Genomic DNA, 23,888 nt, shown 5'->3' with positions numbered 1-23,888 from the left:
GCCTAAATCAATTACAGTATCTCCCTTATTAATTTGAGCAAATTGTGTAGGAAGTCCACATCCTAGACCTAAATCAGCATCACTAACGTAACCATCTGTTTCAGAATAGTCGTCCATCATAATGTTATAAACTTTATTGGTTGGTGTAGCACCACCACAGCAAGACAAGTCATTTTCTGATTTACCTTGTTTAGCAATATTTGTGTATTTTGTTTTTACTATGGTTTTTAATTCTTGCTCAGTTTTCATTTGATGTTTTTTTAAGTTAATAAAATGTATTTAACTAGCAGCAGCCAGAATTTGGTGCGCAACTAGGTGAAGCGTTATGTAAGTCTGATAGTTTTACTCTAGGTTTTTCATTCGGAATACCACATGCATCTTGTGCTAAACATGCTGTTTCTTTTGTTGTTAGTAAAAAGTTTTTACCATCAAAATCTAAGCTATATTTGCCAATAGTATCACCTTGATATTCTACTTCAATTTCCAAATCATTAATGCTTAAAACTTTTTCTGAAAGTTCAATAATGTTTAGTAGTTTTTCAGGATGTAGCCTATGGTCATAGTCATTTGCTTCCCAAAGTTGAAAGTTTACAACCTCTTCATTTCTTACTGTACCACCACAATCAATAAAGTGTTTTGAGACTTTTCCAACTTCTGTGACATGAAAATGGTTTGGGACAAGTGTACCGTTAGGTAATTGAAACGCAATAGTTTCTAATTGATTTAATTCTGATTTTATTTCTGATAATTTCATAATGTAAAAGTTTATATAATTGAATTAACAACAGTTGTTGTCTATTAAATCTTGATTTAAAAATTCTAAAATGATAGTTTTCATATTAGACCAATTGTCCTTGTCTATACAATAGCATATACTTGTACCAGTTATGTTTCCTTTTATTAGTCCAATATTTTTTAGTTCTTTTAAATGCTGTGAGATTGTTGGTTGGGCTAAGCCTATTTCATCAACTAAATCACCACAAATGCAAGAATTTGCTTTAAATAGGTATTGTAATATTGCGACTCTAGCAGGATGCCCAAATGCTTTAGCAATAACTGATATCAGATTTTGCTGATCTGTAAATATTTCACTTTTTGTTAATCCCATCGCTAATATATTATTATATTGCAATATTACGATTAATAATTAATATGTGCCAAATATCTTGTCATTAATCCTCTGTTTTTTCTTTTAAGGATTCCTTAACATATATCGCTTTTGTTAAGTTGTAAATTTATGGCAGATTAAAAACAAACACTTAACACTAGACAAAATGAAGAAATTAGTACTTTTTGCATTTGCCCTAACTTTAATGTTTTCGGTTAATGCACAGATTGAAACACCGCAGCCTAGTCCTTTCACTAAGATAGAGCAGAAGGTTGGATTAACAGACGTGACTTTAGAATATTCTCGACCAAGTATGAAGGGTAGAAAAATATTTGGAGAATTAGTGCCTTATGGTAAAATGTGGAGAGCAGGAGCTAACAAAAATACTATGATTATTTTTAGTAGTGATGTAGTTATTGGTGATAACGAGTTAAAAGCTGGTGCTTATGCTATTTTTGTTTCACCTAACGAAAAATCTTGGGACATTGTATTTTACTCTGATACTGAAAATTGGGGAACACCTCAAAAATGGGACGATAGTAAAGTCGCTGCAAAAGTTTCTTCTGAGACTTATGCGTTGCCAATGGATATAGAGACATGGTCTATTGGTTTTGATAATTTAACAAATGATTCGGCTGTAGTTGGATTTATATGGGAAAACACTTATGTTGGTGTTAAGATTGAAGTACCAACAGATGCTGGTGTAACTGCTTCAATTGAGAAGACTATGGCTGGTCCTTCAGCAAATGATTATTACTCAGCTGCAGTTTATAACTTACAAAGTAATAAAGATTTGAAAACAGCTATGGAATGGATCGATAAAGCTGTTGATATGACTAAAGACAAGCCACGTTTTTGGTATTTAAGACAACAATCTTTAATACATGCAGCTAACGGAGATAAAAAAGGTGCAATTGCTGCAGCTAAAAAATCTTTAGATGGTGCTACAAAAGCAGAAAATGCTGACTATGTAAAGATGAATGAAGACTCTCTAAAAGAATGGGGAGGAATGTAAAATAGAAATCTAGAGTGCTTTGCACTTGGATAATTAGAACAAAAAACGCAACTCATTGAGTTGCGTTTTTTGCTTTATTTGTAAACTAGATTAATCAATTTTCTAATTTTATCTAATGTATGTATGAGTTGTTGACTTCGCTCAAAAGTCATAAGATCACTTTCAGTTTTACCATCTCTAATCAATTGGTTGAAATGTTCTATTTCGTAACTATAACCTATAGTATTATAATCGAAGCTTTTCAATTCAGAATTACCAAACTTATCTATTAGTTTGACTGATGATGGTTCATGGAAACGACTGTTGATTTTAATAATTCCATTTTCGCAATAAAAAACGGCTTCTGTTTTTGTTTCTTCTAGAAGCGTACTTTTTAAAATAGCTTCTGCAGTATCATAATGAAAAACGATATTGCATTCTGAATCTGCTCCAGAAGGGAAAAAATCAGCATTGGCTTCAACAGAATTTGGTTTTCCTAATATTGATAAAGCAGCAAAAACGGGATAAATACCAATATCTAGTAAACTGCCTCCACCAATAGATTTGTCGAAAACTCTAGAGTTTTCATCATATTTAGGAAAGAATCCAAAGTCAGCTTCAAGTTTTATAATATTACCGAAATGGTTTTTATTCAATAAATCTTTTGCATATTGAAAATGAGGAAGAAAAGCCGTCCACATTGCTTCCATTAAAAGTGTATTATTATTCTTTGAAAGTTGGATCATCACGTTCACTTCTTCCAAATTCATAGCGAATGGTTTTTCGCATAATAGAGGTTTTTTATGATTTAAGCATAAGAGAGTATGTGCTTTATGAAAGCTATGAGGAGTTGCAATATAAATAGCATCTATATTCGGATCTAAAGCTAAAGCTTCATAATTACCATATGCATTATTTGCTTCAAATTCTAAAGCAAAACTTTGGGCTTTTTCGACGTCTCTTGAAGCAATACCATAGAGATTAGTATTTGATACTGAATTTAAATCTGTGGCAAATTTTGAAGCTATTTTACCAGCTCCAATAATTCCCCAATTAATGATTTTAGAATTCACTACGTCAATTTTTTAGGTAATAAAGGTTGTAGAACATGTGCCATGAAAATAACAACTACACAACCAAATAGATTTAGCCATAAATAAGGCATCCAATCAAACCACCAACCCATAACAACAATGGCTTGAGTGATTAGAGCTCCTACAAACACTGCATTGCCTTTAATGTGTTTGAAAAAGAATGCTAATAAAAATATACCTAATACATTTCCATAAAATATAGAGCCTATAATATTCACTAACTGAATTAAGTTTTCTGCAAGATTTGCAAAACAGGCGATAATAATAGCAATAATTCCCCAACCAAACGTAAACCATTTGGTCATTTTTACCATATGTGCATCACCTTTTTCTTCTTTTTGATTTCGTCCATATAAATCAATAGAGGTAATAGTTGCCAATGCATTAATTTCAGAAGCTGTTGAGGACATAGCAGCAGATAAAATAACAGCTAGTAATAAGCCAATAAGTCCTTTAGGTAAATTGTTTAATATAAACCGAATGAACATGTAATCTCTGTCGTTGGTTTGTGTGTCTTTTGCAGAATCTTTATAAAGTGCTGTCAGTTCAGCTGATTTTGTTAAATAGGCCTCACTTTCTGAACTAGATTGTAATGCTTCAACTTCTTTTTGAAGTTTGTTGTATTCTACAGTATAGTCTTGATCAACTGCTTTTTTTATTAAGAATTTAGATTCTAATCGATAGGATTTTTCAATACTATCTAATACAAAAAGTTGTTGTTTTGCTTCTGGGTTATCATTTTTAGCAAGGGTTAAGCTTAGTTTTTGCTTTTCAGAAAATAATACTGTTTGTTTATCTTGAAGCGCTCTATAGTCGTCTCCATATTCTGAAGTTAAAACAGTTTGCGTAGACGCATCAATAAAGTTTAAAGGAGATGGATTAAATTGATAAAACACAAATACCATTACACCAACCAATAGAATAAAGAATTGCATAGGCACTTTTAATAAGCCATTAAAGAGTAATCCCATTTGCATTTCTTTCATAGATTTACCAGAAAGATAACGTTGTACTTGACTTTGATCTGTGCCAAAATATGAAAGCATTAAAAATGTACCTCCAATAAGTCCTGACCAAACAGTGTATCTATTTTCTAAATCGAATGAGAAATCCAAGACTTCCATTCGTCCAGTAGCTCCTGCAATATCAATAGCATCTGTAAATGAAACCTCATCAGGAATTAAATTTATGATTATAAATAGCGCAGCAAGCATGCCAGCAAAAATCACGAACATCTGCTGCTTCTGAGTTACAGTTACAGCTTTAGTTCCACCAGAAACTGTATAGATAATTACTAAAACTCCAATGACGATATTTAGTGTTACAATATTCCAACCTAATACAACAGAAAGGATAATAGCTGGAGCAAAAATTGTAATTCCGGCAGCTAATCCGCGTTGAATTAAAAATAGAATAGCTGTAAGACTTCGTGTTTTTAAATCGAATCGATTTTCAAGAAATTCGTAGGCTGTATAAACTTTAAGACGATGATAGAGTGGAATAAACACTAAGCATATAATTACCATGGCGATTGGTAGTCCAAAGTAGAATTGAACAAAACCCATACCATCAGAAAATGCCTGGCCAGTAGTAGATAGAAATGTAATTGCACTTGCTTGAGTTGCCATTACAGACAATCCTATGGTCCACCATTTGCTTGAGTTACCACCTTTAATATAATCTTGTGCGTTTTTTTGACCTCTGGTTTTCCATGTACCATAACCAACAATTGTTGCTAAGGTGGTAATTAAAACTGTCCAATCAATCCAATCTAAAGTTTGCTGCATAAGTTTACGCGAATGATGCGGTTATAAAATAAAAGAGTACGATGTATAAAGCGTTAGCTAATAATACAATAGTGTACATTTTGTTCCATTTTTGTTTCTCTTGTGGTTGATCTTGGTTGTGCATATTAATCAGTTGTTAGTCGTTAGTTTTTTAGTTGTGTTTTATCTTCTTTTCCTGCAGAAAGTAAATTGGCAAATAATCGATAAGCTCCAGAAACACCAGCCGGAAATTCTCTAAAGAAGCTCAAGCCAGTATAGATATAATTACCTTTTCCATACTTAGCGACAAGCAAAGCACCTTCTTTTGAAGATTCTCCTTTGTCGTTTGCAGCAAGTAATGGTGTAAACTCTTCTGACCATTCGTTTGGGAAATACAAACCGCGTTCTTGTACCCAGCCTTCAAAATCTTGGGTGGTGATTTTGTTAGGAAAATTAAGAATAGGGTGGTTTGGTTCTAAAATTCTGACTAAGGCATTTTCGTCAGTGACTCTATCTCTCGATAATTTTAAATCGTAAGGAGCAAGATTATCTACTTTTAGTCGTCTGCTAGTATTGTATTGAATAACAAGATTCCCTCCTTCTTTTACATAATCGAGTAAGAATTTTTGTTTAAAGTTTAACTCATCCACTATATTATAGGCTCTAATCCCAACAACAATAGCGTCGAAATTAAATAAGTTTTCGGGCGAAATTTGTTCTGGTTTTATGATGGTAACATTATAACCTATTTGACGTAAACTCTCTGGAACCACATCGCCAGCTCCTTCAATATAGCCTATATTATTACCACGTTTTTCTATATCTAAACGTACTACTTTACTTTCGCTTGGCATTAAAACTGTTTGAAACGGAATATGAGCATAGTCGATTTCGATTAACTCGTCTGTAAAGAATTCGCCATTAAGATTCACCATTGGCGTAATTAATCCGTCACTCTTATTCTTAGGTGGAATTATGGTAAATACGACTTTCTGAATATCTCCTTTATTAGCAATATCAATCTTTTGTTTTTGAGGATAAACGCTCCAGTCATTTGGATATGCCATTTGTACATAACCATCAATATTGCCTCTACCTGCTTTCACTTTGATTTCTATTTCTTTTTGTTGGTCATTTTCAAAAATGAAGACTTCATCACTAATGCTCGCTGATACTTCAGGAATGATTTCAAAAGGTCTGTATAACTCTCCTTTATCTGGTTTAGAATAGCGATACACAACGGGTTTTGTAATTGTGATTGGTGTACCTTCAATATTCAAGTTAAAATCTACAAAAACGGCTCTTGGTGTTTCTGGTAAGCCAATTAAATCTTGATATTCTACACTGTACATACCAAGCGTACTTTGAGTATTTAGCCAATAAGGTGCAGTGTAAGCCATATTATTAGGAATGGTAATACCTTCTTCAAAATTTAAACGTTGATTCGCTGGTAACTCCATGTTTTTAGCTATTCCATTTTGAAGTGTTGACAGATTGTATGATACCAAATTGATTTTTGCCTTGCTACGATTTAAAACTTCCATCTTAAGCTCAACATTAGAATTTGGTGATGCTTGAGGACTCGTTGCTGAAACTTCTAAATATAAACCAGTACAGGCTTCAATAATAGTTTTGAGTTCTTTAGTTTTAATGGTTTTCCAGTGCTTATCTTTTACATTTTGAAGCAGTTTGTATGCTTCTAGTAGTTGTGGTAAGTGAGAAGATGGATTTACAAAATTGAAGTTGTTTTCAATTGAAGACATAATCGTTTCGATAGCTTGTCCTCCTTCAATTCTGTTCCAAGAGGTGTCGATACCAGCAAATACATCATCATTGTTATCTTTTAAAGGATCACCTTTTAAGAATTCGATATATTCTTGTTGTTCACCACGAGTTGTTAAACGACCAAAACCTTGACATAAATGAGAACTACTTGCAAGGGAAGCTACTTCGTTGTTAGACATGCCTTTACTCGGATAATAGACTCCAATATTAAAATTAAGCATGTTGCTTTTATCTACTTTGTCAAATTCTTCTCGACTACCATATCTCCACCAAGAGGTGTTATAGAATAGGCGTTTGGGTTGCCAAGTTTCGGTTAATTCTAATTGCGAACTGTATTTTGTAGCGTCATTAGCTAAATCAAAAGCTTCCATACTTAGCATCGCAGAACTTGTATGATGACCATGAGTTCTTCCAGCTCTTCTGTGGTCAAAACGATTGATAATGATATCTGGTTTAAATTCTCTAATTGCCCAAACAACATCAGCAAGAACATCATCTTTATTCCAGATTTCTAGGGTTTCGTCCGGATGCTTAGAATACCCAAAATCATTGGCTCTTGTAAAACGTTGTTCTCCACCATCAACACGTCTGGCAGCTAATAGTTCTTGAGTTCTAATCACTCCTAAAAGCTCTCTTATTTCTGGGCCAATTAAATTTTGACCTCCATCACCACGTGTTAACGATAAATAGGCTGTACGTGCTTTAACTTGGTTAGACATGTATGAGATTAGACGTGTATTCTCATCATCTGGATGTGCAGCAATGTACAGGACTGATCCTAAAACATTGAGTTTTTGGACGGCTTCGTATATTTCTGAAGAATTAAGTTTTTTTGGTTGTTGCGCTTGTAATGAAAATGTTGTGCTTAGAAAAAGCAAAAGACAGAGTCTAATTAGGTACATGAGGTTATTAGTTAGTTGCTTTCCAAATATAGGGAAGTTACTTTCTTATATTATTTTTTTAGGTTTTGTTTAACGTCCTTAATCCACAACTTCAATGCTATCGCAAGTTTCTAAAAATTGGTATCCTTTGTCTGTTTTTCTAAAACATTTGTCAAATGGTTTATCTTCAAACCAATCTTTACTGCAATTTTGAGTGTGTAAATGTTTGCCGCTTTCGTCTGTACTTTCATTTTGACGTTCGTAATGCTTAAAAATTGGAATTAGACCATTTTCTAAACGTTGAATTACCGAACGATGAATTTTATATTTTCCATTGTTGTATTCAGAAATATACTTGTGATACTTATATATATGACGATTACGTCTTTTAAAAGCTGGTCCATAATCGATCTCAGCATCGTGGACTTTACCGTTAACATTTATTTCATTGATGAGAAGGTCGTTTTTAAATAGATTGTATTTTAAAAAGTTATTCATCATCCATTTTAATGGAATTTGAGCTAAATCATCATCCATTTCGCCTTTTTCGTTTTTGTAGCCTCCACCAACGTCAGAGTGAGCTCCTGCAAACCAAACTTCATTAACAAAATCATCTAAAGTTCTATTCTTGCAATCCGAAATACATGAACAAGATGCTAGAATAGGTGTAAAGATGCGTGCTCTATTATCATCGATAGATACAGCGTGATTCACTTTTTTGACATTGCAGAATTGTTCTAAATGGTTTTTGTTTGGGCAACATGGATTAAAACTATTATCTGGCACACCTAATGCTTCAACAGTATCAAAAAGATTTAAGGTTTCTATTTCGACATTAAGACGACGTTTAATTTTAATATTTAACTTCTTTTCCCAATTGGCAATTATAACACTAATATCTTGTTTACGTTCTTCTGCAGTTTTTTTGCTGAGATAAGCTTTGTATAGTTTCTTTATGAGTTTACGTTGTAGTTTTTCATTCTGTAAAACCTCTAAGTTCAAAATTCCAGCAGTGTGAATTAGATTAGTTAAAACTTTACAAGTGTATGCACCACGACTAAAACCAAAAAGATGAATTCGGTCGTCTCTAGTTTTACTATAGTTCTGACAAATAAAACGATATGTATTTTGTACATCTTTAGAAAGTCCTACGCCTAAAAACTGCCCAAAACTTTTAGCATCTGGTCCAGCACCAACACCAACAGTATAAAAGGATAAAATGTCTTTTCGCTGTTTAAGATTTTGATTAAGCTTGTAGATGTTACTGCTATCAGATGGCATAAAAGCAGTTCCGTCTATAAAGACTGCAATGTCCTTGGCCTTCTTATAAGGGTCTGGAATATTAATTTCTGGTGGAATTGCTTTGCATGAAATAGCAAGAATAACCATAAAAAGAATACAAATTTTCTGGGAGTTATGCATAAAATGTTGGTTTGTCCTAAATTATAAAATTTATTTATCAAACGCATCTTTTTCTATAAGTGAAACAGCTTTTTGTAACAATAGGTTATTGGGATAGGTTATAAGTTCTCCATTGTCCTTGCGTAAATGTAGCTGAAACGAACGAATGTCTTCTATGACGCCTATGATTTCGTGATCTTTGTCATGAATATGTATTCTATCTCCAATTTTGTATGGAAAGGAGAAGAACATCACAATACCAGAGGTGACGTTACTAAGAATAGACCAACTTGCAAATAGAGTAATGCCTATAACGGCAAACACTGAAGAAAAAACAACAACAAGGTCATCTATTTTTACACCAAGCACAAAGGCTTCAATTAATAGCGCTATTAATAAAAAGGTGAGTGTAACATAACGACCTATCAACCTAATACGTCCCAAATTCTTACCTTTAGAACTAGAAATACGTCTATTAATAAAACGAATAATGAACTGTATTAAAAACAAAACACCAAAGACAATAATGGTGTTTATAATTTCAGTTCTATAAACTGCAAGAAAGTTTGACATAATAGGTACTTTACAATACAAATATAATTAGTAGTGCTTTAAAATTATTCCAATAAAAGTGTTTTTCTCATAGTCTCATCTGCATTATGGTTTTTACTCCAATAGGCAGATTTAATGGATTCTAATTTACTAGCTTTGGTTGTTAATGTTTTTGCAGAAGCTCCATAACCACTAACTATAATTTCTTCCCAACTTAATATGTCATAAGGAAAATTGGTATTAAAATTAATTTTTAGTACTCTGTTTAATTTTGGATAAAATAGCATATAAGTTCCATTGTCTAAATTTGCAATTGCATTATAAGCTTTAATTGTTTTATGGCTTAATCTTAAAGATTCTAAAGAGGGAATAATATCAATTTCTCCAACAGGAAGACTTTGTGGATCGATACGTAGTTTTGTCCATATTTCGTTTTCTGTCCAAGTTTTTTCTATGTTGAAAGCTTGATCTGCTTCATTTTGAAAATAGGAATGTGATATCACTTCAAAGTTCTCACGACTATTAAGTTGTGTATATACATGTCCACACCATTCTTGTACAGAAGCCGAAATTTTTAATGCAGGTTGATTATTTGTTACAGGGTAAAACGTGCTTTGCATTATAGAATATGGATAAATACCTGTATTGAAATTCTTAGTAGCATTTAACTTTAAAATTGGTGTATTCTTCTCGCTATAATTATCTGCTTTTACTTGAATTTCTGGAAGAAAGTCTTCTGTAACAAATACCAATACAGCCTTACCATCTCTTAATTCTCCATAGCGTGCCTGTTCTAATTTGTAGGACGTTATTTCTGCCTCTCCATTGTACCAGTAATCATTGAACTTATTTGACAGCACTGTTTTTGGTGCTAATATTTCAGTTTCAGGTTCTGAAATTGCCAGAGTTTCTGAGATTTCGGTTTTGTTTTCTTTGCAAGAATTTAGTAGAGGAAACGTGATAATTCCGATTAGAAGAATGATTTTATTAATCTTAGTCATAACTACGGTATTTAAGATTCTGAAACGAGTTCAGAATGACAAAATAATGAGGCTTAATTGAATATTACAAAGTTACAATTCTAAGCTCCTTCAGCAATGGTATTTAACGTTTCGTATAGCAAATGAGTAGGTAGACCAACGACATTATTGTATGAGCCTTCAACACTTGTAATACCAATAGCACCAATCCATTCTTGGATACCATAAGCGCCAGCTTTGTCAAGTGGTTTGTAGTTTTTTACGTAGTACCATATTTCATCATCAGTAAGCGCTTTAAAAGTCACTTTGGTGATGGTGTTAACTACTTTTTGTTTGGACCTTTGAGTGAAACAAATAGAAGTAACAACTTCATGAGTGGTATTACTTAAAGATTTTATCATTACAAAAGCATCTTCTTCGTCTTTTGGTTTTTCAATAGGCTTGCCATTAAGCCAAACAATAGTATCACTGGTAATTAGAATGTCTTTATTTTTAAGATTTTCAATAAAAGGCTCAGCTTTTAGTTTGGCTAAGTAATCTGTGATTTCATCTCCTTTTAGATCCTTTGAATAGACTTCATCAACTGGCTTTAGTCGAATTTCAAAATCTAAATCCATAGTTTTAAAAAACGCATGACGACGTGGCGAAGCTGATGCCAAAATGATATTGAAATTTTTGAGTTTTTCTTTTAGCATTTTATGTTAAATATTATAAATGACGAAATGATTTATAGAAACTGTGTTCAAAGTGTTTTAGTTAAGTTAATTGGTTTTTAAAGTGTTTTTTGTTTGGTTTAAATCACCATCTATATTATCAGGAATATTTAATTCTAGCAGCTTACACATTAATGGATAGATATGAATGTTTTTTATTGAAGCTGCCGTATAGCCATTCTTAAAAGCAGGGCCATTTGCATAAAATATACCGTGCATATCTTTGTGTTTAGTGTCATAACCATGCACACCAATAGTCTTTACGTTATTTTCTAATAATGAAGATATACGCCTTTTAGAGGAAAAGTAATAACCGAAATCGGGAATTAATTGAATTGTTCCCCAATCTTTATTTTTTGGTTTGTATTCAAAACCTGGTGTATTTTCAGTTTTATAAACTTTAAAATGTGTTTCCCTTTGCTTCAAATATTGAAATACAGAGTCGATCTTAATATTCTTTTTTGGATGAATATTTACAATAGATCCATTATCAATCGTTAAAAACATACTATCATTTTTTATAGATTCTATGGGTATTAAATTAGATGTAGATAAATCTGCCATTCCGTGGTCAGAAACAATTATGATGTTTACTGGTAAGCCAGTCGCTTTTACTCCTTTAAATAAAGAACCTAAATTACTATCTAAATCTAAAAGTGCTTTTTTTAACTTTTCATCGTTATTTGGCCCATATCTATGTCCTGTATCATCCATATCAGAAAAGTACATAGTAATTAAATGTGGTCTTTTTAATTTTGGTAGATTCAACCAATCTAAAACTTCAGATACTCGATCTTCGTTCTTTATTTTGCCATCATATTTTTTGTAATAAGTTGGTCTTATACCTTGGATATCTGCTTCACTGCCTACAAAAAAGAAGCTTGCAGAAACCATACTAGCTTTATCGGCTTCTAACCAAATAGGAGAGCCTCCATAAAAGCTGCCATCTTCAACCATTTCTCGATTTCTTATCCGATAGGTCACATTCTTTTTGTTACTATAAAATGAATTACCTAAAATACCATGCTTATCAGGATACATACCTGTAGCGATAGTATAATGGTTAGGGAATGTTTTTGAAGGGAACGATGGGATTAGCGATTCTGCCTTTATGCCACTATTGATAAAGTTGCTTAAATGTGGTGGTTTATACTTTTCTACATAATCCCAGCGAAAACCATCAAGAGAGATTAATATTACATATGGTTTTTTAAGTGACTTTTTTGAATTAATAGTTGATGTTGATTCTATTAAGTTAGAACTTGGTTTACAAGAAGATAAGATTATTGCAACTAAAATTAAAAAAAAGCCATTTATAAAATTTCTTTTCATTTTTTTACCTTTTAGATTATTTAAAACTTTAAAATAAAATTATAAAGTGATAAAGATAACATTCCTGATAGCATTACTAGCTTTAGTATTAAGCTGATATGTTTGTAATGCGATTTTTGTTCTGCACTAAATAACTTGATGCTGATATAAATCAAAGGAGCAATAACGAAAACCAAAAAATAACCAACGATCTCTGTTTGCTTAAATAAATGTGTAACCACATAATAGATTACTGAGATTAAAGGAATCAATGACAATGCAAATACTACTTTATTGGCACGTTCTCTGCCTAATACGATTGGAAGTGTTTGCATACCAGCTTTGTGATCTCCATCGATATCTTCAATGTCTTTGACTAATTCTCTAACTAAGTTAATCATAAAAGCAAAAATGGCATAGTCTAAGATAATCTTGAAGAAAGTGATTTGCACTGATCTATTTGCTTCGCTAATAGCTGGTAATAATTCAAAAACACCAACTAATAAGATACATAGAGACACGACCAATGAAACAACAATATTGCCAATTAAAAGCATTTGTTTTAGGTAAGAGGAGTAAATGTAGAGTAGTGCAGAAGCAATAATGAATATGACAAAAAAGCCTGATTGACCAATGCCATTAGATAAATAGTAACCTAAACCAACTCCAATAACATTCAGAATAATAAATAGCCTTAAGGCATTTTTCTCACTAATATGTTGGTCAACGATGACTTTATCTGGTTTATTGACCTTATCGGTTTCAATATCATAAATATCATTAATCACATAGCCTCCAGCTGCAATAAAAACCGTAGCTATTACCAAAATGGCAAAGCCTAAAGGTTTTAAAGTTGTAATTACACCATGAGATTCAAAAAAGGGTAGAAGTAAAGCATATTTAATTAGGTATTGCACAAGGGCAATCATAATTAGGTTTTTCCAACGGATTAATTTAAAAAAGTGAGTCATGTAAGGGATTAGTGAGACAATATTTGTTTTATTAAGTAGTATGCTAAGTAGGAAACGCCAAGAAAAACGAAAAAACTAATAATTGCAGTTCTTATAAAAAGTTGACGTTCCTCTTTTCTTATTTTATCTTTTATTTTTTGCTTGTCTTCTTTGCTTAAGTCTTTATGCAAAAATTCCATTTCGTAATGCAGATGTGCTTCTAGGTCTAGTTTTTCTTTATAAACAGAAAAAGGTGTGCTAGATTTTTGGTTAAAGGTAGATTGACTATTACCAAAACCGATATACCCAAATCCTGTGCTATGACGTCTGCTTCTACGGCTCATACTATTTAATCATATTTAGCATTAAAATTACCATTCCACTTATCTTGTACTTTAAGAACTTGTTCAATAACATCTCTTACTGCACCTTTTCCACCATTCTTGTGTGAAATGTATTTAGAAACAGACTTTATTTCTGGTACTGCATCTTGAGGACAACACGGTAAACCTACTAGTTTCATCACAGGATAATCAGGTATATCATCTCCCATATATAACATTTGTTGCTTTGTGATATTGTGTATACTCATATATTCATTAAGCTGTTCAATCTTATTGTGTGCGCCTAGATATATGTCTTTTATGCCTAAACCAGCTAAGCGTTTGCGAACACCTTCGTTAGAACCTCCAGAGATAATGCAGACATTAAAACCAGCATCAACAGCAGTTTTTAAAGCAAACCCATCTTTAATATTCATAGTGCGTAACATTTCACCATCAGTAGTTATTGTAATAGTTCCGTCTGTGAGGACACCATCAACATCAAAAATAAAGGTATTGATATCTGCTAAGTATTCTTTGTAACTTTTATCGTCGTTCATTGTTTGTTTCGTTTTTTCTGACCACTGTTTATAGGTAAATTGTATTTATGTGTCTTTTTTATTGAAGCTGTAAGAAGTTTGTAAATAGCTTTGTGCTCTTCGCTTTCTATTTGCTTTAAATGCCGTTTTATAGTTTTTTTATCGTTGCGTTTTGCAGGACCAGTTTGTGCCATGTATGGTGACATGTTTTGTATTTTTCTTGCTGTTTCTAAAATTAAAGGTTTCATAATATCGAACTCTAAATTATTAGATTCACAAATCTCATGTCCAATTCTATAAAGTTGATTAGTAAAATTATTTAGAAACACAGCAGCTAAATGTATGCTTTGCCTTTGTTCGGTAGATATTTTATGAGATTTGCATCCAATAGCTTTAGCTAAATCTTTTAGAATTTGACGATTCTCTTTTTCGTAGACTTCAATACAAATAGGAACTTCAGTAATGTTTATATCTGCAGCTGCAGAAAAAGTTTGTAAAGGATAAAAGACTGAGATTTTATTCTTTTTGTCTAAGTCGTGCATAGCTACGCTTCCAGACGTATGTGTGATTAATCTATTTTCAAAAGGTAAATCTTGAGATAATTGAGCAATGCTATCATCACTAACTGCTAAGATGTAAATATCTGCTTCTTTTAATTCTTCTAGATTATCTGTAGTATCAACCTCATTTACATAAGATAAAATTGATGAATGCGTACGATTATACCATTGCACCACTGAAACGTTTTCGGCTTTTGAAAAAGCTTTATATAAATGTGTGGCAACATTACCAGCACCAAGTAATACAACTGATATCATAGTGTAAAAATACTAAGATTTCTTATTCTAGGATAACAAGATTGGGATTAAAAGAATAACTTTGATGCATATGAGTAAAAAAGACATTAAGAATAGAGAAGACGTATTTCAATTAGTATCTAAATTCTATGAAAAAGTTAGAAAAGATGAGGTCTTAGGTCCATTTTTTAATGAGACAATTAAAGATTGGGATGCACATTTAGAGCATTTAACTACGTTTTGGGAATCGAGTTTATTTCTAAAAACAAAGTATTATGGCAATCCGTTAGAAGCTCATGTAAAAGTGGATGCAGGCCATAATAATAGCATTACAGAATTACATTTTGGCTTATGGTTAAACTTATGGTTTCAAACTATTGACGAACTATTTGAAGGTGATTATGCAGAAAATGCAAAACGTCGTGCTCGTAAAATGGGAACATTTTTGTATTTAAAGATTTTTGAAGCAAGAACGACTAGTTAATTTGTGTACTTGTTTGCTATGAACTCTATTTTAAAAAAATTGGCTATTACATTTTTGGACTACTTTGTGTTGCTGTTGGATTATATCCAATAATCTACTTTGTAATTGATAGACAATTCGGTTTGTTGGGATCTAAAACAGCTGATTTATTGTCTGATGTCTTTTGGAATGTTGGTTTTTACGGTCATATTACTTTAGGAGGATTAGCGTTGTTAATTGGTTGGTTACAATTTAATAAAAAGCTAAGAATAAAGAACCTAAAGTTTCACAAGCTGATAGGTAAGTCTTATGTAATTTCTGTCTTAATCAGTGGTGTTTGTGGACTTTATATAGCGTTCTATGCAACTGGTGGATTGATAAGTCAATTAGGTTTTATGTCTTTAGCAATGATATGGTTATACACCACAATTAAAGGCTATAGATTTGCAAAAGGAGGACAGATTACTAGGCATCAAAATATGATGATTTATAGCTATGCTGCCTGTTTTTCAGCTGTAACTTTGCGAATTTGGCTGCCTATTTTAGGTGAATTGTTTGGCGCGTTTGTTCCGGCATATAGAATTGTAGCTTGGTTATGTTGGATGCCTAATATTGTTGTAGCTTATTTTATTGTTAAGAATCTTAATAAGAAAAGCCTATCTTTTTAACTTTGCGTTTTTATATAACTTAATTATAAAAACGTATGAAACTGCTCAAAGAATTTAAAGAATTTGCCGTAAAAGGGAATATGATGGATATGGCTATTGGTATCATCATTGGTGCTGCATTCAATAAGGTGATTGATGTATTGGCTAAGCAAGTGTTATTACCTCCGCTATCATTATTGTCTGATGGTGTTAACTTTCAAAATAAAAAATTGATTTTGAGAGATGCAATTTCAGATGCTACGGGAACAATAACAACAAATGAAGTCGCAATTGCATATGGAGCACTTATAGAGGTGTTTTTAGATTTTTTAATTATAGGATTTACAGTTTTTATAGTTGTAAAATTCATGAATAGACTGCGTAGTAAAGCTCAGGACACCGAAGATAAGACAGTTGTAACTCCAAAGGACATTGAGCTATTATCAGATTTAAAGGACTTAATGGAAGAACAGAATAAATTGCTTAAAGCGAAAGCTTAGAGCTCCTGATTTTTATTCTAATAATTTTAACATCTTTTGTAGGTTTAAAAGTCCTATGGAAATGGGCAAAAAACCTTATCTTTGCGCGAGCTTAAAATAAGCCAGTAGCTATGCAAAAGAAAATCGCTAATTTCCTATTCTCCACCAGACTTACCGCTGTTTTATTTATTGTTTTTGCTGTCGCTATGGCAACAGGAACTATACTAGACAGAAACATGGAGACCTCGCCAACTCCATATACTAGACAATTAATTTATAACGCTTGGTGGTTTGAAGCCATCATGGTCTTTTTTGTCATCAATTTTGTTGGTAACATCTTTAGGTTCCGATTACACAAAAAGGAAAAATGGGCAACCTTAATTTTACATTTAGCGTTCATTTTTATTCTTCTAGGTGCTTTTATAACACGATACATAGGTTATGAAGGTATGATGTCTATTAGAGAAGGCGCAACCGAAAGTCAGTTTCTTTCTCAAAAAACGTATGTTACGGCTTATGTCGTTGGTGATTATGAGATTGATGGTGTAGCACAACGTTATAATTTTCAACGAGAAGTTGATTTTTCTCCAAGATTAGACAACGATTTTGACGAAACTATTGATTACGATAATACTCCAGTAAATTTTAAACTTACAAAGTTTATTAAAGGAGCTGAAAAAGACATTATTCCAGATGAATCAGGTACAAGCTATCTTAAGGTTGTGGAAGCAGGAAATGGTAGGCCTCATAATCATTTCTTAAAAGAAGGGGAAACATCTAGTTTGCATAATGTTCTTGTTTCTTTAAATAAGCATCAAGATGGTGCTATTAATATTTCTAATACAGAAGATGGTATTTTTATTCAATCTCCATATGAAGGTGAATACATGACTATGGCTACAGGTAATACTGGCAGGTTAGTAAAGGATAGTTTACAACCTTTAGTGTTACGATCGCGTTATATCATTGGGAATATGCAATTGGTTTTTCCAAAGCCTGTGGTTAAAGGTGTTTTCGATGTCGTAAAAAAACCAATGATTCTTAAAAATGATGAAGACGGTATTGTTTTAAATATTACGGCGAATGGGGAAACCAAAAGTGTAAATCTTTTAGGAGGAAAAGGAAGCTATAATGGTTTTGAAGATGTTAATGTTGGAGGCTTGGATATTTCATTACAATATGGGTCTAGAGTAGAGGAATTACCATTTCAAATAAAGCTTAATGATTTTATTGCTGAAAAGTATCCTGGCACTGAGAAAGCATATTCGTCTTATGAAAGTAAAGTAACTGTAATAGATAAAGAGAAAGGTGATTTTGATTATCATATTTTTATGAATCATATATTAGATCATAAAGGTTACAGGTTCTTTCAGGCTAGTTTTGATGCAGATGAAAAAGGGACAGTTCTATCTGTAAACCATGATCGTTGGGGAACTTATATTACTTATGCAGGTTATTTACTATTGTATTTTGGGTTAATGGCAATTTTATTCGCTAAAAACACTCGTTTCGATGATATAAGAAATCGCCTTAATAAGTTGAAAAATAAGAAGGCTAACATGATGACCATGATTGCTTTATTTCTAAGTATATCTGGTTTTTCACAAGAACAACAGCATTCTGCGAATGATGGACATGACCATGCCATAGAAAAGCCGCTAAAAACACAGTTAGATTCTATACTAAGAGCTAATATAACACCAAAGGCACATACTGATAAGTTTGCTGAGATGGTGATTCAAGATTATAGTGGTCGTATGATGCCAATTCACACCTATGCTTCTGAAATGTTGAGGAAGATAAGTAAGAGTGATGTCTACGAAGACATGGATGCTACGCAGATATTTTTATCCATTCAAGAAAGTCCGATGCTTTGGTATAATATGCCAGTTATATACTTAACACCTAGAAAAGCAGATTCTATAAGAACAGTAATTGGTGTAGATAAGAACCAAGAATATGTGAGCTTATTAGACTTTTTCACTCCTGAAGGTAGAAATAAATTAGGCCCATATATTGAAGAATCGTTTAAGGCCCAAGTACCTAATGGTTTTCAGAAAGAGATAAAAGATACTTATGGACGCTTAAGTCTATTATCTGATGCTATTGAAGGAAGATCTATTAAGATATTTCCTGTTCCAAATGATGAAAACAACAAATGGATTTCTTCTTTTGAATATAAGCAAGAAGGTTATAAAGATATTCTAAAGGATTCATTATATGCTGGTTTTGTGAGTAAAGGATTTAGTTACTATCTAATGACTTTAAACAACTCTAAGCAGTCTGGTGATTATACAAATGCGGATAAATTATTACAAGATTTTAAGAGAACACAACAGAAACTTGGTGGAGAGATAATGCTTTCTGAAGAAAAAATAAAAACAGAAATTCTTTATAACAAATACGACATTTTTAAGAAGTTATTTAGCTGGTACATGTATGCAGGTACTTTGTTATTTGTTTTAATTATTGTTCAGATTTTTATGTCTTATAACAAAGCATTAAATCTAACTATTAAAGTTTTAGTCGGAATTATTGTAGGCCTGTTTGTACTACATACTACAGGTTTAATAGCACGTTGGTATTTGTCTGGCCATGCACCATGGAGTGATGCTTATGAATCAATGATTTATGTAGCTTGGGCTACGATGTTATTTGGTCTTCTATTAGCTCGTAACACAGAGAAAAAGAAATCAAAAGAAAATAGTTTAGGGTCTACGATTACATCTATGGTTATTCCGTTTTATGGTTTATTCCAAAGAAAATCTTCTGATATAACTGTTGCTGCAGCTGCTTTTGTAACATCAATGATTTTAATGATAGCTCATTGGAATTGGATGGACCCTTCAATTGCAAATCTAGAACCTGTTTTGCAAGGCTATTGGTTAATGATTCATGTATCTGTTATAGTAGGGAGTTATGGACCTTTTACTTTAGGTATGATTTTAGGTGTTGTTGCATTGTTGCTTATGATTTTTACTAATAAAAAGAATAAGGCCAAGATGGATATTAACATCAAAGAGCTTACTATCATTAATGAAATGGCTTTAACGGTTGGATTAGTAATGTTAACTATAGGTAATTTTCTTGGTGGCATGTGGGCAAATGAAAGTTGGGGACGTTATTGGGGTTGGGATCCTAAAGAAACTTGGGCACTTATTAGTATTATGATTTATGCGTTTGTAATTCACATGCGTTTAGTACCAGGTTTAAGAGGACGATGGTTTTATAATTTAATGTCAGTTTTAGCTTACATAAGTATTTTAATGACTTATTTTGGAGTTAACTTCTACTTGTCTGGACTGCACGCTTATGCTAGTGGTGATCAAATAGTGAGTTTTCAATTTGCGGCTATTACACTTGGTGTTATTGCTGTACTAGCATTTTTAGCTTATAGAAAATATAAGATCTATTATAAAAAGTAGACTAGCATTTTTGTCTTTTAAAACTAGCTTTTCAAAAAATAATGCGCATATTTGTGTCATTATGATTGCTTAGTTAATAATATTCGGAAAAAATTATCGCTTCTTCTTGCGATGTCAATGGTCAAACGTTTTTTGTTTGACTAATGTGTATATTAAATTTTTTAAGTCATGCAATCCAATAAAATCTCAATAAAACAATTTTTTAAATATTTTAAAATCGCTGTTTCAGGTAAAGAGCAAAATTTCACTTCTGGTAGTATTCGTAGAGCCGTTTTTATGCTTTCAATTCCAATGATTTTGGAAATGCTCATGGAATCTATTTTTGCTATAGTTGATATATTCTATGTATCTAGGGTTAGTGTTAATGCGGTAGCAACAATTGGTTTAACAGAATCAGTAATCACTTTAGTTTATGCTGTAGCTATAGGTTTAAGTATGGCAGCGACTGCTATTGTAGCCAGAAGGATTGGTGAACAAGATGAGAAAGGAGCCTCTCAAGCTGCTGTACAAGTTATCTTTCTTGGTGTGATTGTGGCAGCTTTTATAAGTGTTATAGGAATATTATATCCTAAAGAAATATTGCAATTAATGGGCGGAGAACCAGAGCTAATTGCAGAGGGTTATGGTTATACGCAAGTATTACTTGGAGGAAACGTAACTATAATGTTACTATTCTTAATCAATGCTATTTTTAGAGGTGCTGGTGATGCTTCTATTGCCATGTGGGCTTTAGTATTATCAAATGGATTAAACATTATTTTAGATCCAATGTTTATTTTTGGTTTTGGACCAATTCCCGCTTATGGAGTGGAAGGTGCAGCGATTGCAACAACTATTGGTAGAGGTACAGCTGTAATATTTCAACTATTAGTTTTATTCTATGGTTGGAGTAAAATCAAAGTGAAGCTCAAAGATATAGTGCTTAGAGTTGCCGTAATGATTAACCTTATTAAGGTATCACTTGGTGGTATTGGTCAGTTTTTAATTGGCACTTCATCTTGGGTGTTTTTAATGCGAATTATGAGTGAGTTTGGTAGTGAGGTTTTGGCAGGCTATACTATTGCTATTCGTGTAATGATGTTTACATTAATGCCAGCTTGGGGAATGAGCAATGCTGCTGCAACTTTAGTTGGGCAAAATTTAGGAGCTCAAGAACCACAACGTGCAGAAGATTCTGTATGGAAAACAGGAAAGTATAGTGCCATTTTTATGGGATTGGTTTCAGTAATCTATTTGATTTTTGCACCTCAAATTATTTCATGGTTTACTCAGGAAATGGAAGTAGTCAAAAACGGAGCTTTATGCCTTAGAATTATTGCGGCAGGTTATATTTTTTACGGTTATGGTATGGTAGTAATTAATGCGTTTAATGGAGCTGGTGATACAAAAACACCAACGTGGATTAACTTTATTTGCTTTTGGTTATTTCAACTTCCATTTGCTTATATCACAGCAGTAACTTTTGATTTAGGACCAATCGGAGTTTTTATGGCTATAACTTTGGCAGAAGTTCTAATAGCCGTAATCGGAATTATCTGGTTTAAAAAAGGCTATTGGAAATCCGTTAAGGTGTAATTAAGACTCTTAGAATAAAGTAAAAGCCTGACACATATGTTAATAAAAAGTGTATTTTGTCGTAAAAATATGCTTTTTATAGATTAATTGATTTGGAAAGTGTATTTTTCGAAAGTAAAATATAAGTATCATGAACCTCCCAAATCTAATGAGAACTATATCGAAATTACCATATCTTTTATTTTTGTTATTCTGTATTAACTTCAGTCAGGCGCAATCCGAAATACAACGTGTTAGGATAGATTTTGAAAATACAGATGGATATACAAGACATTTACTTTTAGGTTTTGTTCCAGATAATTCTGCTTCTGATGGCTTTGATTATGGGTACGATGCTTTAAATAATGACGATTTAGAAGATGATTTGAATTGGATTATTGATGATGGCCGTTATATTATTCAAGGTGTTGGTGCGTTTAATTCAAATAAATATTATCCATTGGGTATGTTTCTTACTAACACAGGTGATATTTCAATTTCCCTTACTGAATTAGAAAATTTTGAAAACGAAATAGACGTCTATCTATATGATTTAGAATCTAATACTTATGCACTCTTGAATGAAACTAACTTTGATAAAAACCTTTCTGCCAATACATATCTCAATCGGTTTTATATAACATTTTCTAATTCGGCTCATATAGAAATAAGTAATAATAGTCTATTGTCAACAAATGATAACGAGTCAGGTAATTTGAAAATTTGGCATTCAAACCATAATGATTTATTGCATATTAATGGAAAAACTATTTTTACTGATACAACGTTGAGCCTGTATAATATGGAAGGTAAAAAGCTGGTTGAAGAAAAAATTACCAACAAAAGTTATTCCTTAGATACGTCTACTATATCTAAAGGTATATATATAGTTAAAATAAATTCAGATACATTTTCACACTCTACAAAAGTTTGTATCACCGATTAGGTTTATAACTAAGGCATTGTTATTAAATTTATAGCTATAAATTATAATGAAATGTCAAAAAATAAAATTGGTTTAAATACAATATGTACTCATGTTGGTGTAATTAAAGATGAACAGTTCAAAGGTGCTGTGTCACCAATGTACCTTAGTTCGTCCTATGAGTTTTTGGATGTAGATGTAAAACGATATCCAAGATACTTTAACACACCAAATCAAGAATTCTTGTCAAAGAAAATCGCAGCTTTAGAACATACAGAAGCAGCATTGATTTTTGGTTCAGGTATGGCGGCAATTAGTACTATGTTTTTGGCATTTTTAAAGCAAGGAGATCACTTAGTCGTTCAAAATACATTATACGGAGGAACGGTTAATTTCATTAAGGAAGAATTCCCTAAGTATGGTATAGAATACACTTTTACAAGTGGTTATTCTAATGATGACTTTAAAGATGCTATTCAACCAAACACAAAACTTATTCATATCGAAACTCCTTCAAATCCATTAATGACTATTACAGATATTAAGGCTATTGCTAAATTAGGAAAATCTAAAGGTGTTTTAACATCTATGGATAATACGTTTGCATCTCCAATTAATCAAAACCCTATGGATTTAGGGATTGATATGGTTATGCATTCTGCGACTAAATATTTTGGTGGACATAGTGATATTTGTGCTGGTGCAGTTGCTAGTTCTGAAGAACATATAGAACGTATTTGGAATGTTGGTAAAAATCTTGGTGGAAGTCTTAGTGATATGACCGTTTGGATGCTGGAGCGTAGTATGAAAACATTAGGACTTCGTGTAAAATCGCAAACAAAAAACGCTATGAAAATGGCAAAATGGTTAGATAAACACCCTAAGGTTTCTAAAGTGTATTATCCTGGACTAAAATCTCATCTAGATTATAAATTGGCTAAATCTCAAATGAAAGGTTTTGGAGCTATGTTATCTTTTGAATTGATAAATGATTTAGACTCGTGTCAATTTCAAAAGCAATTAAAACTCATAAAACCTTCGATGAGTTTAGCAGGAATTGAAAGTAGTATGCTTTCTCCTCATTTAACTTCTCATGCTTTATTAACTCAAGAAGAACGCGATGCCATTGGTATCAGTGATCAACTCATTCGTTTTTCAGTTGGAATTGAAGAAGTAAAAGATTTAAAAGATGATATAGAGC

General features: G+C 32.4%; 22 protein-coding genes and 1 pseudogene. 8 read left to right on the top strand and 15 right to left on the bottom strand.

Translation table 11 applies throughout. The annotated features are described in order from the left end of the window. From QZZ53_RS11325 to QZZ53_RS11315, 3 genes and pseudogenes are all read right to left on the bottom strand, one after another. Positions 1-249: pseudogene (locus tag QZZ53_RS11325) on the bottom strand (arsenite S-adenosylmethyltransferase); the annotation flags it as partial. A 34-nt stretch (positions 250-283) separates the two neighbouring features. Further along, a complete protein-coding gene (locus tag QZZ53_RS11320) occupies positions 284-754 on the bottom strand; it encodes a DUF6428 family protein (RefSeq protein WP_296384687.1) in 471 nt (156 codons plus the stop codon). 24 nt (positions 755-778) lie between these two features. Then, entirely contained in the window at positions 779-1,108 is a 330-nt protein-coding gene (locus tag QZZ53_RS11315) for a metalloregulator ArsR/SmtB family transcription factor (protein ID WP_296384686.1), read from the bottom strand. A gap of 166 nt (positions 1,109-1,274) precedes the next feature. Between QZZ53_RS11315 and QZZ53_RS11310 the strand changes: the two genes are divergently transcribed. Next, the gene (locus QZZ53_RS11310) at positions 1,275-2,123 is read left to right on the top strand and encodes a DUF2911 domain-containing protein (protein ID WP_296384684.1); all 849 of its coding nucleotides are present in this window, start codon (positions 1,275-1,277) and stop codon (positions 2,121-2,123) included. A gap of 74 nt (positions 2,124-2,197) precedes the next feature. Here QZZ53_RS11310 and QZZ53_RS11305 read toward each other — a convergent pair whose 3' ends face one another. The 12 genes from QZZ53_RS11305 to QZZ53_RS11250 form a co-directional block, all read right to left on the bottom strand. Then, the gene (locus QZZ53_RS11305; protein ID WP_296384681.1) at positions 2,198-3,175 is read right to left on the bottom strand and encodes a Gfo/Idh/MocA family oxidoreductase; all 978 of its coding nucleotides are present in this window, start codon (positions 3,173-3,175) and stop codon (positions 2,198-2,200) included. Further along, the gene (locus QZZ53_RS11300) at positions 3,175-4,983 is read right to left on the bottom strand and encodes a sodium:solute symporter (RefSeq protein ID WP_296384680.1); all 1,809 of its coding nucleotides are present in this window, start codon (positions 4,981-4,983) and stop codon (positions 3,175-3,177) included. The genes QZZ53_RS11305 and QZZ53_RS11300 overlap by 1 nt, the downstream gene beginning before the upstream one ends. A 143-nt stretch (positions 4,984-5,126) precedes the next feature. Continuing rightward, positions 5,127-7,649 (bottom strand): PIG-L family deacetylase, encoded by a 2,523-nt coding sequence (locus QZZ53_RS11295; protein ID WP_296384677.1) that lies wholly within the window; start codon positions 7,647-7,649, stop codon positions 5,127-5,129. A 78-nt stretch (positions 7,650-7,727) separates the two neighbouring features. Further along, positions 7,728-9,050, bottom strand: a complete 1,323-nt coding sequence (locus QZZ53_RS11290; RefSeq protein WP_296384675.1) for a DUF2235 domain-containing protein — start codon at positions 9,048-9,050, stop codon at positions 7,728-7,730. A gap of 30 nt (positions 9,051-9,080) precedes the next feature. Beyond that, positions 9,081-9,602: a mechanosensitive ion channel domain-containing protein gene (locus tag QZZ53_RS11285; protein ID WP_296384673.1), complete on the bottom strand. Its 522-nt coding sequence runs from the start codon at positions 9,600-9,602 to the stop codon at positions 9,081-9,083. 44 nt (positions 9,603-9,646) lie between these two features. Then, positions 9,647-10,582: a septum formation inhibitor Maf gene (locus QZZ53_RS11280; RefSeq protein WP_296384671.1), complete on the bottom strand. Its 936-nt coding sequence runs from the start codon at positions 10,580-10,582 to the stop codon at positions 9,647-9,649. A gap of 80 nt (positions 10,583-10,662) precedes the next feature. Next, entirely contained in the window at positions 10,663-11,256 is a 594-nt protein-coding gene (locus QZZ53_RS11275) for a Maf-like protein (RefSeq protein ID WP_296384669.1), read from the bottom strand. A 66-nt stretch (positions 11,257-11,322) separates the two neighbouring features. Then, positions 11,323-12,606 carry an ectonucleotide pyrophosphatase/phosphodiesterase gene (locus QZZ53_RS11270; RefSeq protein WP_296384667.1) on the bottom strand — a complete coding sequence of 428 codons (1,284 nt, stop codon included), beginning with the start codon at positions 12,604-12,606 and terminating at the stop codon, positions 11,323-11,325. Between the two features lie 20 nt (positions 12,607-12,626). Continuing rightward, positions 12,627-13,556 carry a geranylgeranylglycerol-phosphate geranylgeranyltransferase gene (locus tag QZZ53_RS11265; RefSeq protein WP_296384666.1) on the bottom strand — a complete coding sequence of 310 codons (930 nt, stop codon included), beginning with the start codon at positions 13,554-13,556 and terminating at the stop codon, positions 12,627-12,629. 8 nt (positions 13,557-13,564) lie between these two features. Beyond that, positions 13,565-13,879: a hypothetical protein gene (locus tag QZZ53_RS11260; RefSeq protein WP_296384664.1), complete on the bottom strand. Its 315-nt coding sequence runs from the start codon at positions 13,877-13,879 to the stop codon at positions 13,565-13,567. A gap of 5 nt (positions 13,880-13,884) precedes the next feature. Further along, on the bottom strand, positions 13,885-14,418 hold the full coding sequence (locus tag QZZ53_RS11255; RefSeq protein WP_296384662.1) for an HAD hydrolase family protein: 534 nt from the start codon (positions 14,416-14,418) through the stop codon (positions 13,885-13,887). Next, positions 14,415-15,215, bottom strand: a complete 801-nt coding sequence (locus tag QZZ53_RS11250) for a DUF2520 domain-containing protein (protein ID WP_296384658.1) — start codon at positions 15,213-15,215, stop codon at positions 14,415-14,417. Before QZZ53_RS11250 ends, QZZ53_RS11255 begins: the two co-directional genes overlap by 4 nt. 70 nt (positions 15,216-15,285) lie before the next feature. Here QZZ53_RS11250 and QZZ53_RS11245 point away from each other — a divergent pair, with 70 nt between their 5' ends. The 7 genes from QZZ53_RS11245 to QZZ53_RS11215 all read left to right on the top strand — a co-directional run. Next, entirely contained in the window at positions 15,286-15,678 is a 393-nt protein-coding gene (locus tag QZZ53_RS11245) for a group III truncated hemoglobin (protein WP_296384655.1), read from the top strand. A gap of 125 nt (positions 15,679-15,803) precedes the next feature. After that, entirely contained in the window at positions 15,804-16,325 is a 522-nt protein-coding gene (locus tag QZZ53_RS11240; RefSeq protein ID WP_296384653.1) for a DUF2306 domain-containing protein, read from the top strand. A 35-nt stretch (positions 16,326-16,360) separates the two neighbouring features. Beyond that, positions 16,361-16,804: a large conductance mechanosensitive channel protein MscL gene (mscL, locus tag QZZ53_RS11235; protein ID WP_296384651.1), complete on the top strand. Its 444-nt coding sequence runs from the start codon at positions 16,361-16,363 to the stop codon at positions 16,802-16,804. 110 nt (positions 16,805-16,914) lie between these two features. Further along, positions 16,915-20,208 carry a cytochrome c biogenesis protein CcsA gene (ccsA, locus tag QZZ53_RS11230; protein WP_296384649.1) on the top strand — a complete coding sequence of 1,098 codons (3,294 nt, stop codon included), beginning with the start codon at positions 16,915-16,917 and terminating at the stop codon, positions 20,206-20,208. 168 nt (positions 20,209-20,376) lie between these two features. After that, positions 20,377-21,783 carry an MATE family efflux transporter gene (locus tag QZZ53_RS11225; protein WP_296384647.1) on the top strand — a complete coding sequence of 469 codons (1,407 nt, stop codon included), beginning with the start codon at positions 20,377-20,379 and terminating at the stop codon, positions 21,781-21,783. Between the two features lie 148 nt (positions 21,784-21,931). Beyond that, positions 21,932-22,708, top strand: coding sequence for a T9SS type A sorting domain-containing protein (locus QZZ53_RS11220; protein ID WP_296384645.1), 777 nt, complete (start codon positions 21,932-21,934; stop codon positions 22,706-22,708). Positions 22,709-22,759: 51 nt separating this feature from the next. After that, positions 22,760-23,888: aminotransferase class I/II-fold pyridoxal phosphate-dependent enzyme (locus tag QZZ53_RS11215; protein ID WP_296384644.1), on the top strand; the 1,129-nt coding region annotated here is incomplete at its 3' end.

It is taken from the genome of Winogradskyella sp. (assembly GCF_016744625.1).
GTDB lineage: Bacteria > Bacteroidota > Bacteroidia > Flavobacteriales > Flavobacteriaceae > Winogradskyella.
This window is presented reverse-complemented; position numbering and strand designations above follow the sequence as displayed.

Bases quoted from the DNA above. Each gene is read 5' to 3' on its own strand.
- QZZ53_RS11245 (WP_296384655.1), top strand. From the start codon at position 15,286: ATGAGTAAAAAAGACATTAAGAATAGAGAAGACGTATTTCAATTAGTA.
- ccsA (WP_296384649.1), top strand. From the start codon at position 16,915: ATGCAAAAGAAAATCGCTAATTTCCTATTCTCCACCAGACTTACCGCT.
- QZZ53_RS11265 (WP_296384666.1), bottom strand. From the start codon at position 13,556: ATGACTCACTTTTTTAAATTAATCCGTTGGAAAAACCTAATTATGATT.
- QZZ53_RS11320 (WP_296384687.1), bottom strand. From the start codon at position 754: ATGAAATTATCAGAAATAAAATCAGAATTAAATCAATTAGAAACTATT.
- QZZ53_RS11280 (WP_296384671.1), bottom strand. From the start codon at position 10,582: ATGACTAAGATTAATAAAATCATTCTTCTAATCGGAATTATCACGTTT.
- QZZ53_RS11270 (WP_296384667.1), bottom strand. From the start codon at position 12,606: ATGAAAAGAAATTTTATAAATGGCTTTTTTTTAATTTTAGTTGCAATA.
- QZZ53_RS11260 (WP_296384664.1), bottom strand. From the start codon at position 13,879: ATGAGCCGTAGAAGCAGACGTCATAGCACAGGATTTGGGTATATCGGT.
- QZZ53_RS11310 (WP_296384684.1), top strand. From the start codon at position 1,275: ATGAAGAAATTAGTACTTTTTGCATTTGCCCTAACTTTAATGTTTTCG.
- QZZ53_RS11315 (WP_296384686.1), bottom strand. From the start codon at position 1,108: ATGGGATTAACAAAAAGTGAAATATTTACAGATCAGCAAAATCTGATA.
- QZZ53_RS11295 (WP_296384677.1), bottom strand. From the start codon at position 7,649: ATGTACCTAATTAGACTCTGTCTTTTGCTTTTTCTAAGCACAACATTT.
- QZZ53_RS11225 (WP_296384647.1), top strand. From the start codon at position 20,377: ATGCAATCCAATAAAATCTCAATAAAACAATTTTTTAAATATTTTAAA.
- QZZ53_RS11275 (WP_296384669.1), bottom strand. From the start codon at position 11,256: ATGCTAAAAGAAAAACTCAAAAATTTCAATATCATTTTGGCATCAGCT.
- QZZ53_RS11220 (WP_296384645.1), top strand. From the start codon at position 21,932: ATGAGAACTATATCGAAATTACCATATCTTTTATTTTTGTTATTCTGT.
- mscL (WP_296384651.1), top strand. From the start codon at position 16,361: ATGAAACTGCTCAAAGAATTTAAAGAATTTGCCGTAAAAGGGAATATG.
- QZZ53_RS11250 (WP_296384658.1), bottom strand. From the start codon at position 15,215: ATGATATCAGTTGTATTACTTGGTGCTGGTAATGTTGCCACACATTTA.
- QZZ53_RS11255 (WP_296384662.1), bottom strand. From the start codon at position 14,418: ATGAACGACGATAAAAGTTACAAAGAATACTTAGCAGATATCAATACC.
- QZZ53_RS11285 (WP_296384673.1), bottom strand. From the start codon at position 9,602: ATGTCAAACTTTCTTGCAGTTTATAGAACTGAAATTATAAACACCATT.
- QZZ53_RS11300 (WP_296384680.1), bottom strand. From the start codon at position 4,983: ATGCAGCAAACTTTAGATTGGATTGATTGGACAGTTTTAATTACCACC.
- QZZ53_RS11290 (WP_296384675.1), bottom strand. From the start codon at position 9,050: ATGCATAACTCCCAGAAAATTTGTATTCTTTTTATGGTTATTCTTGCT.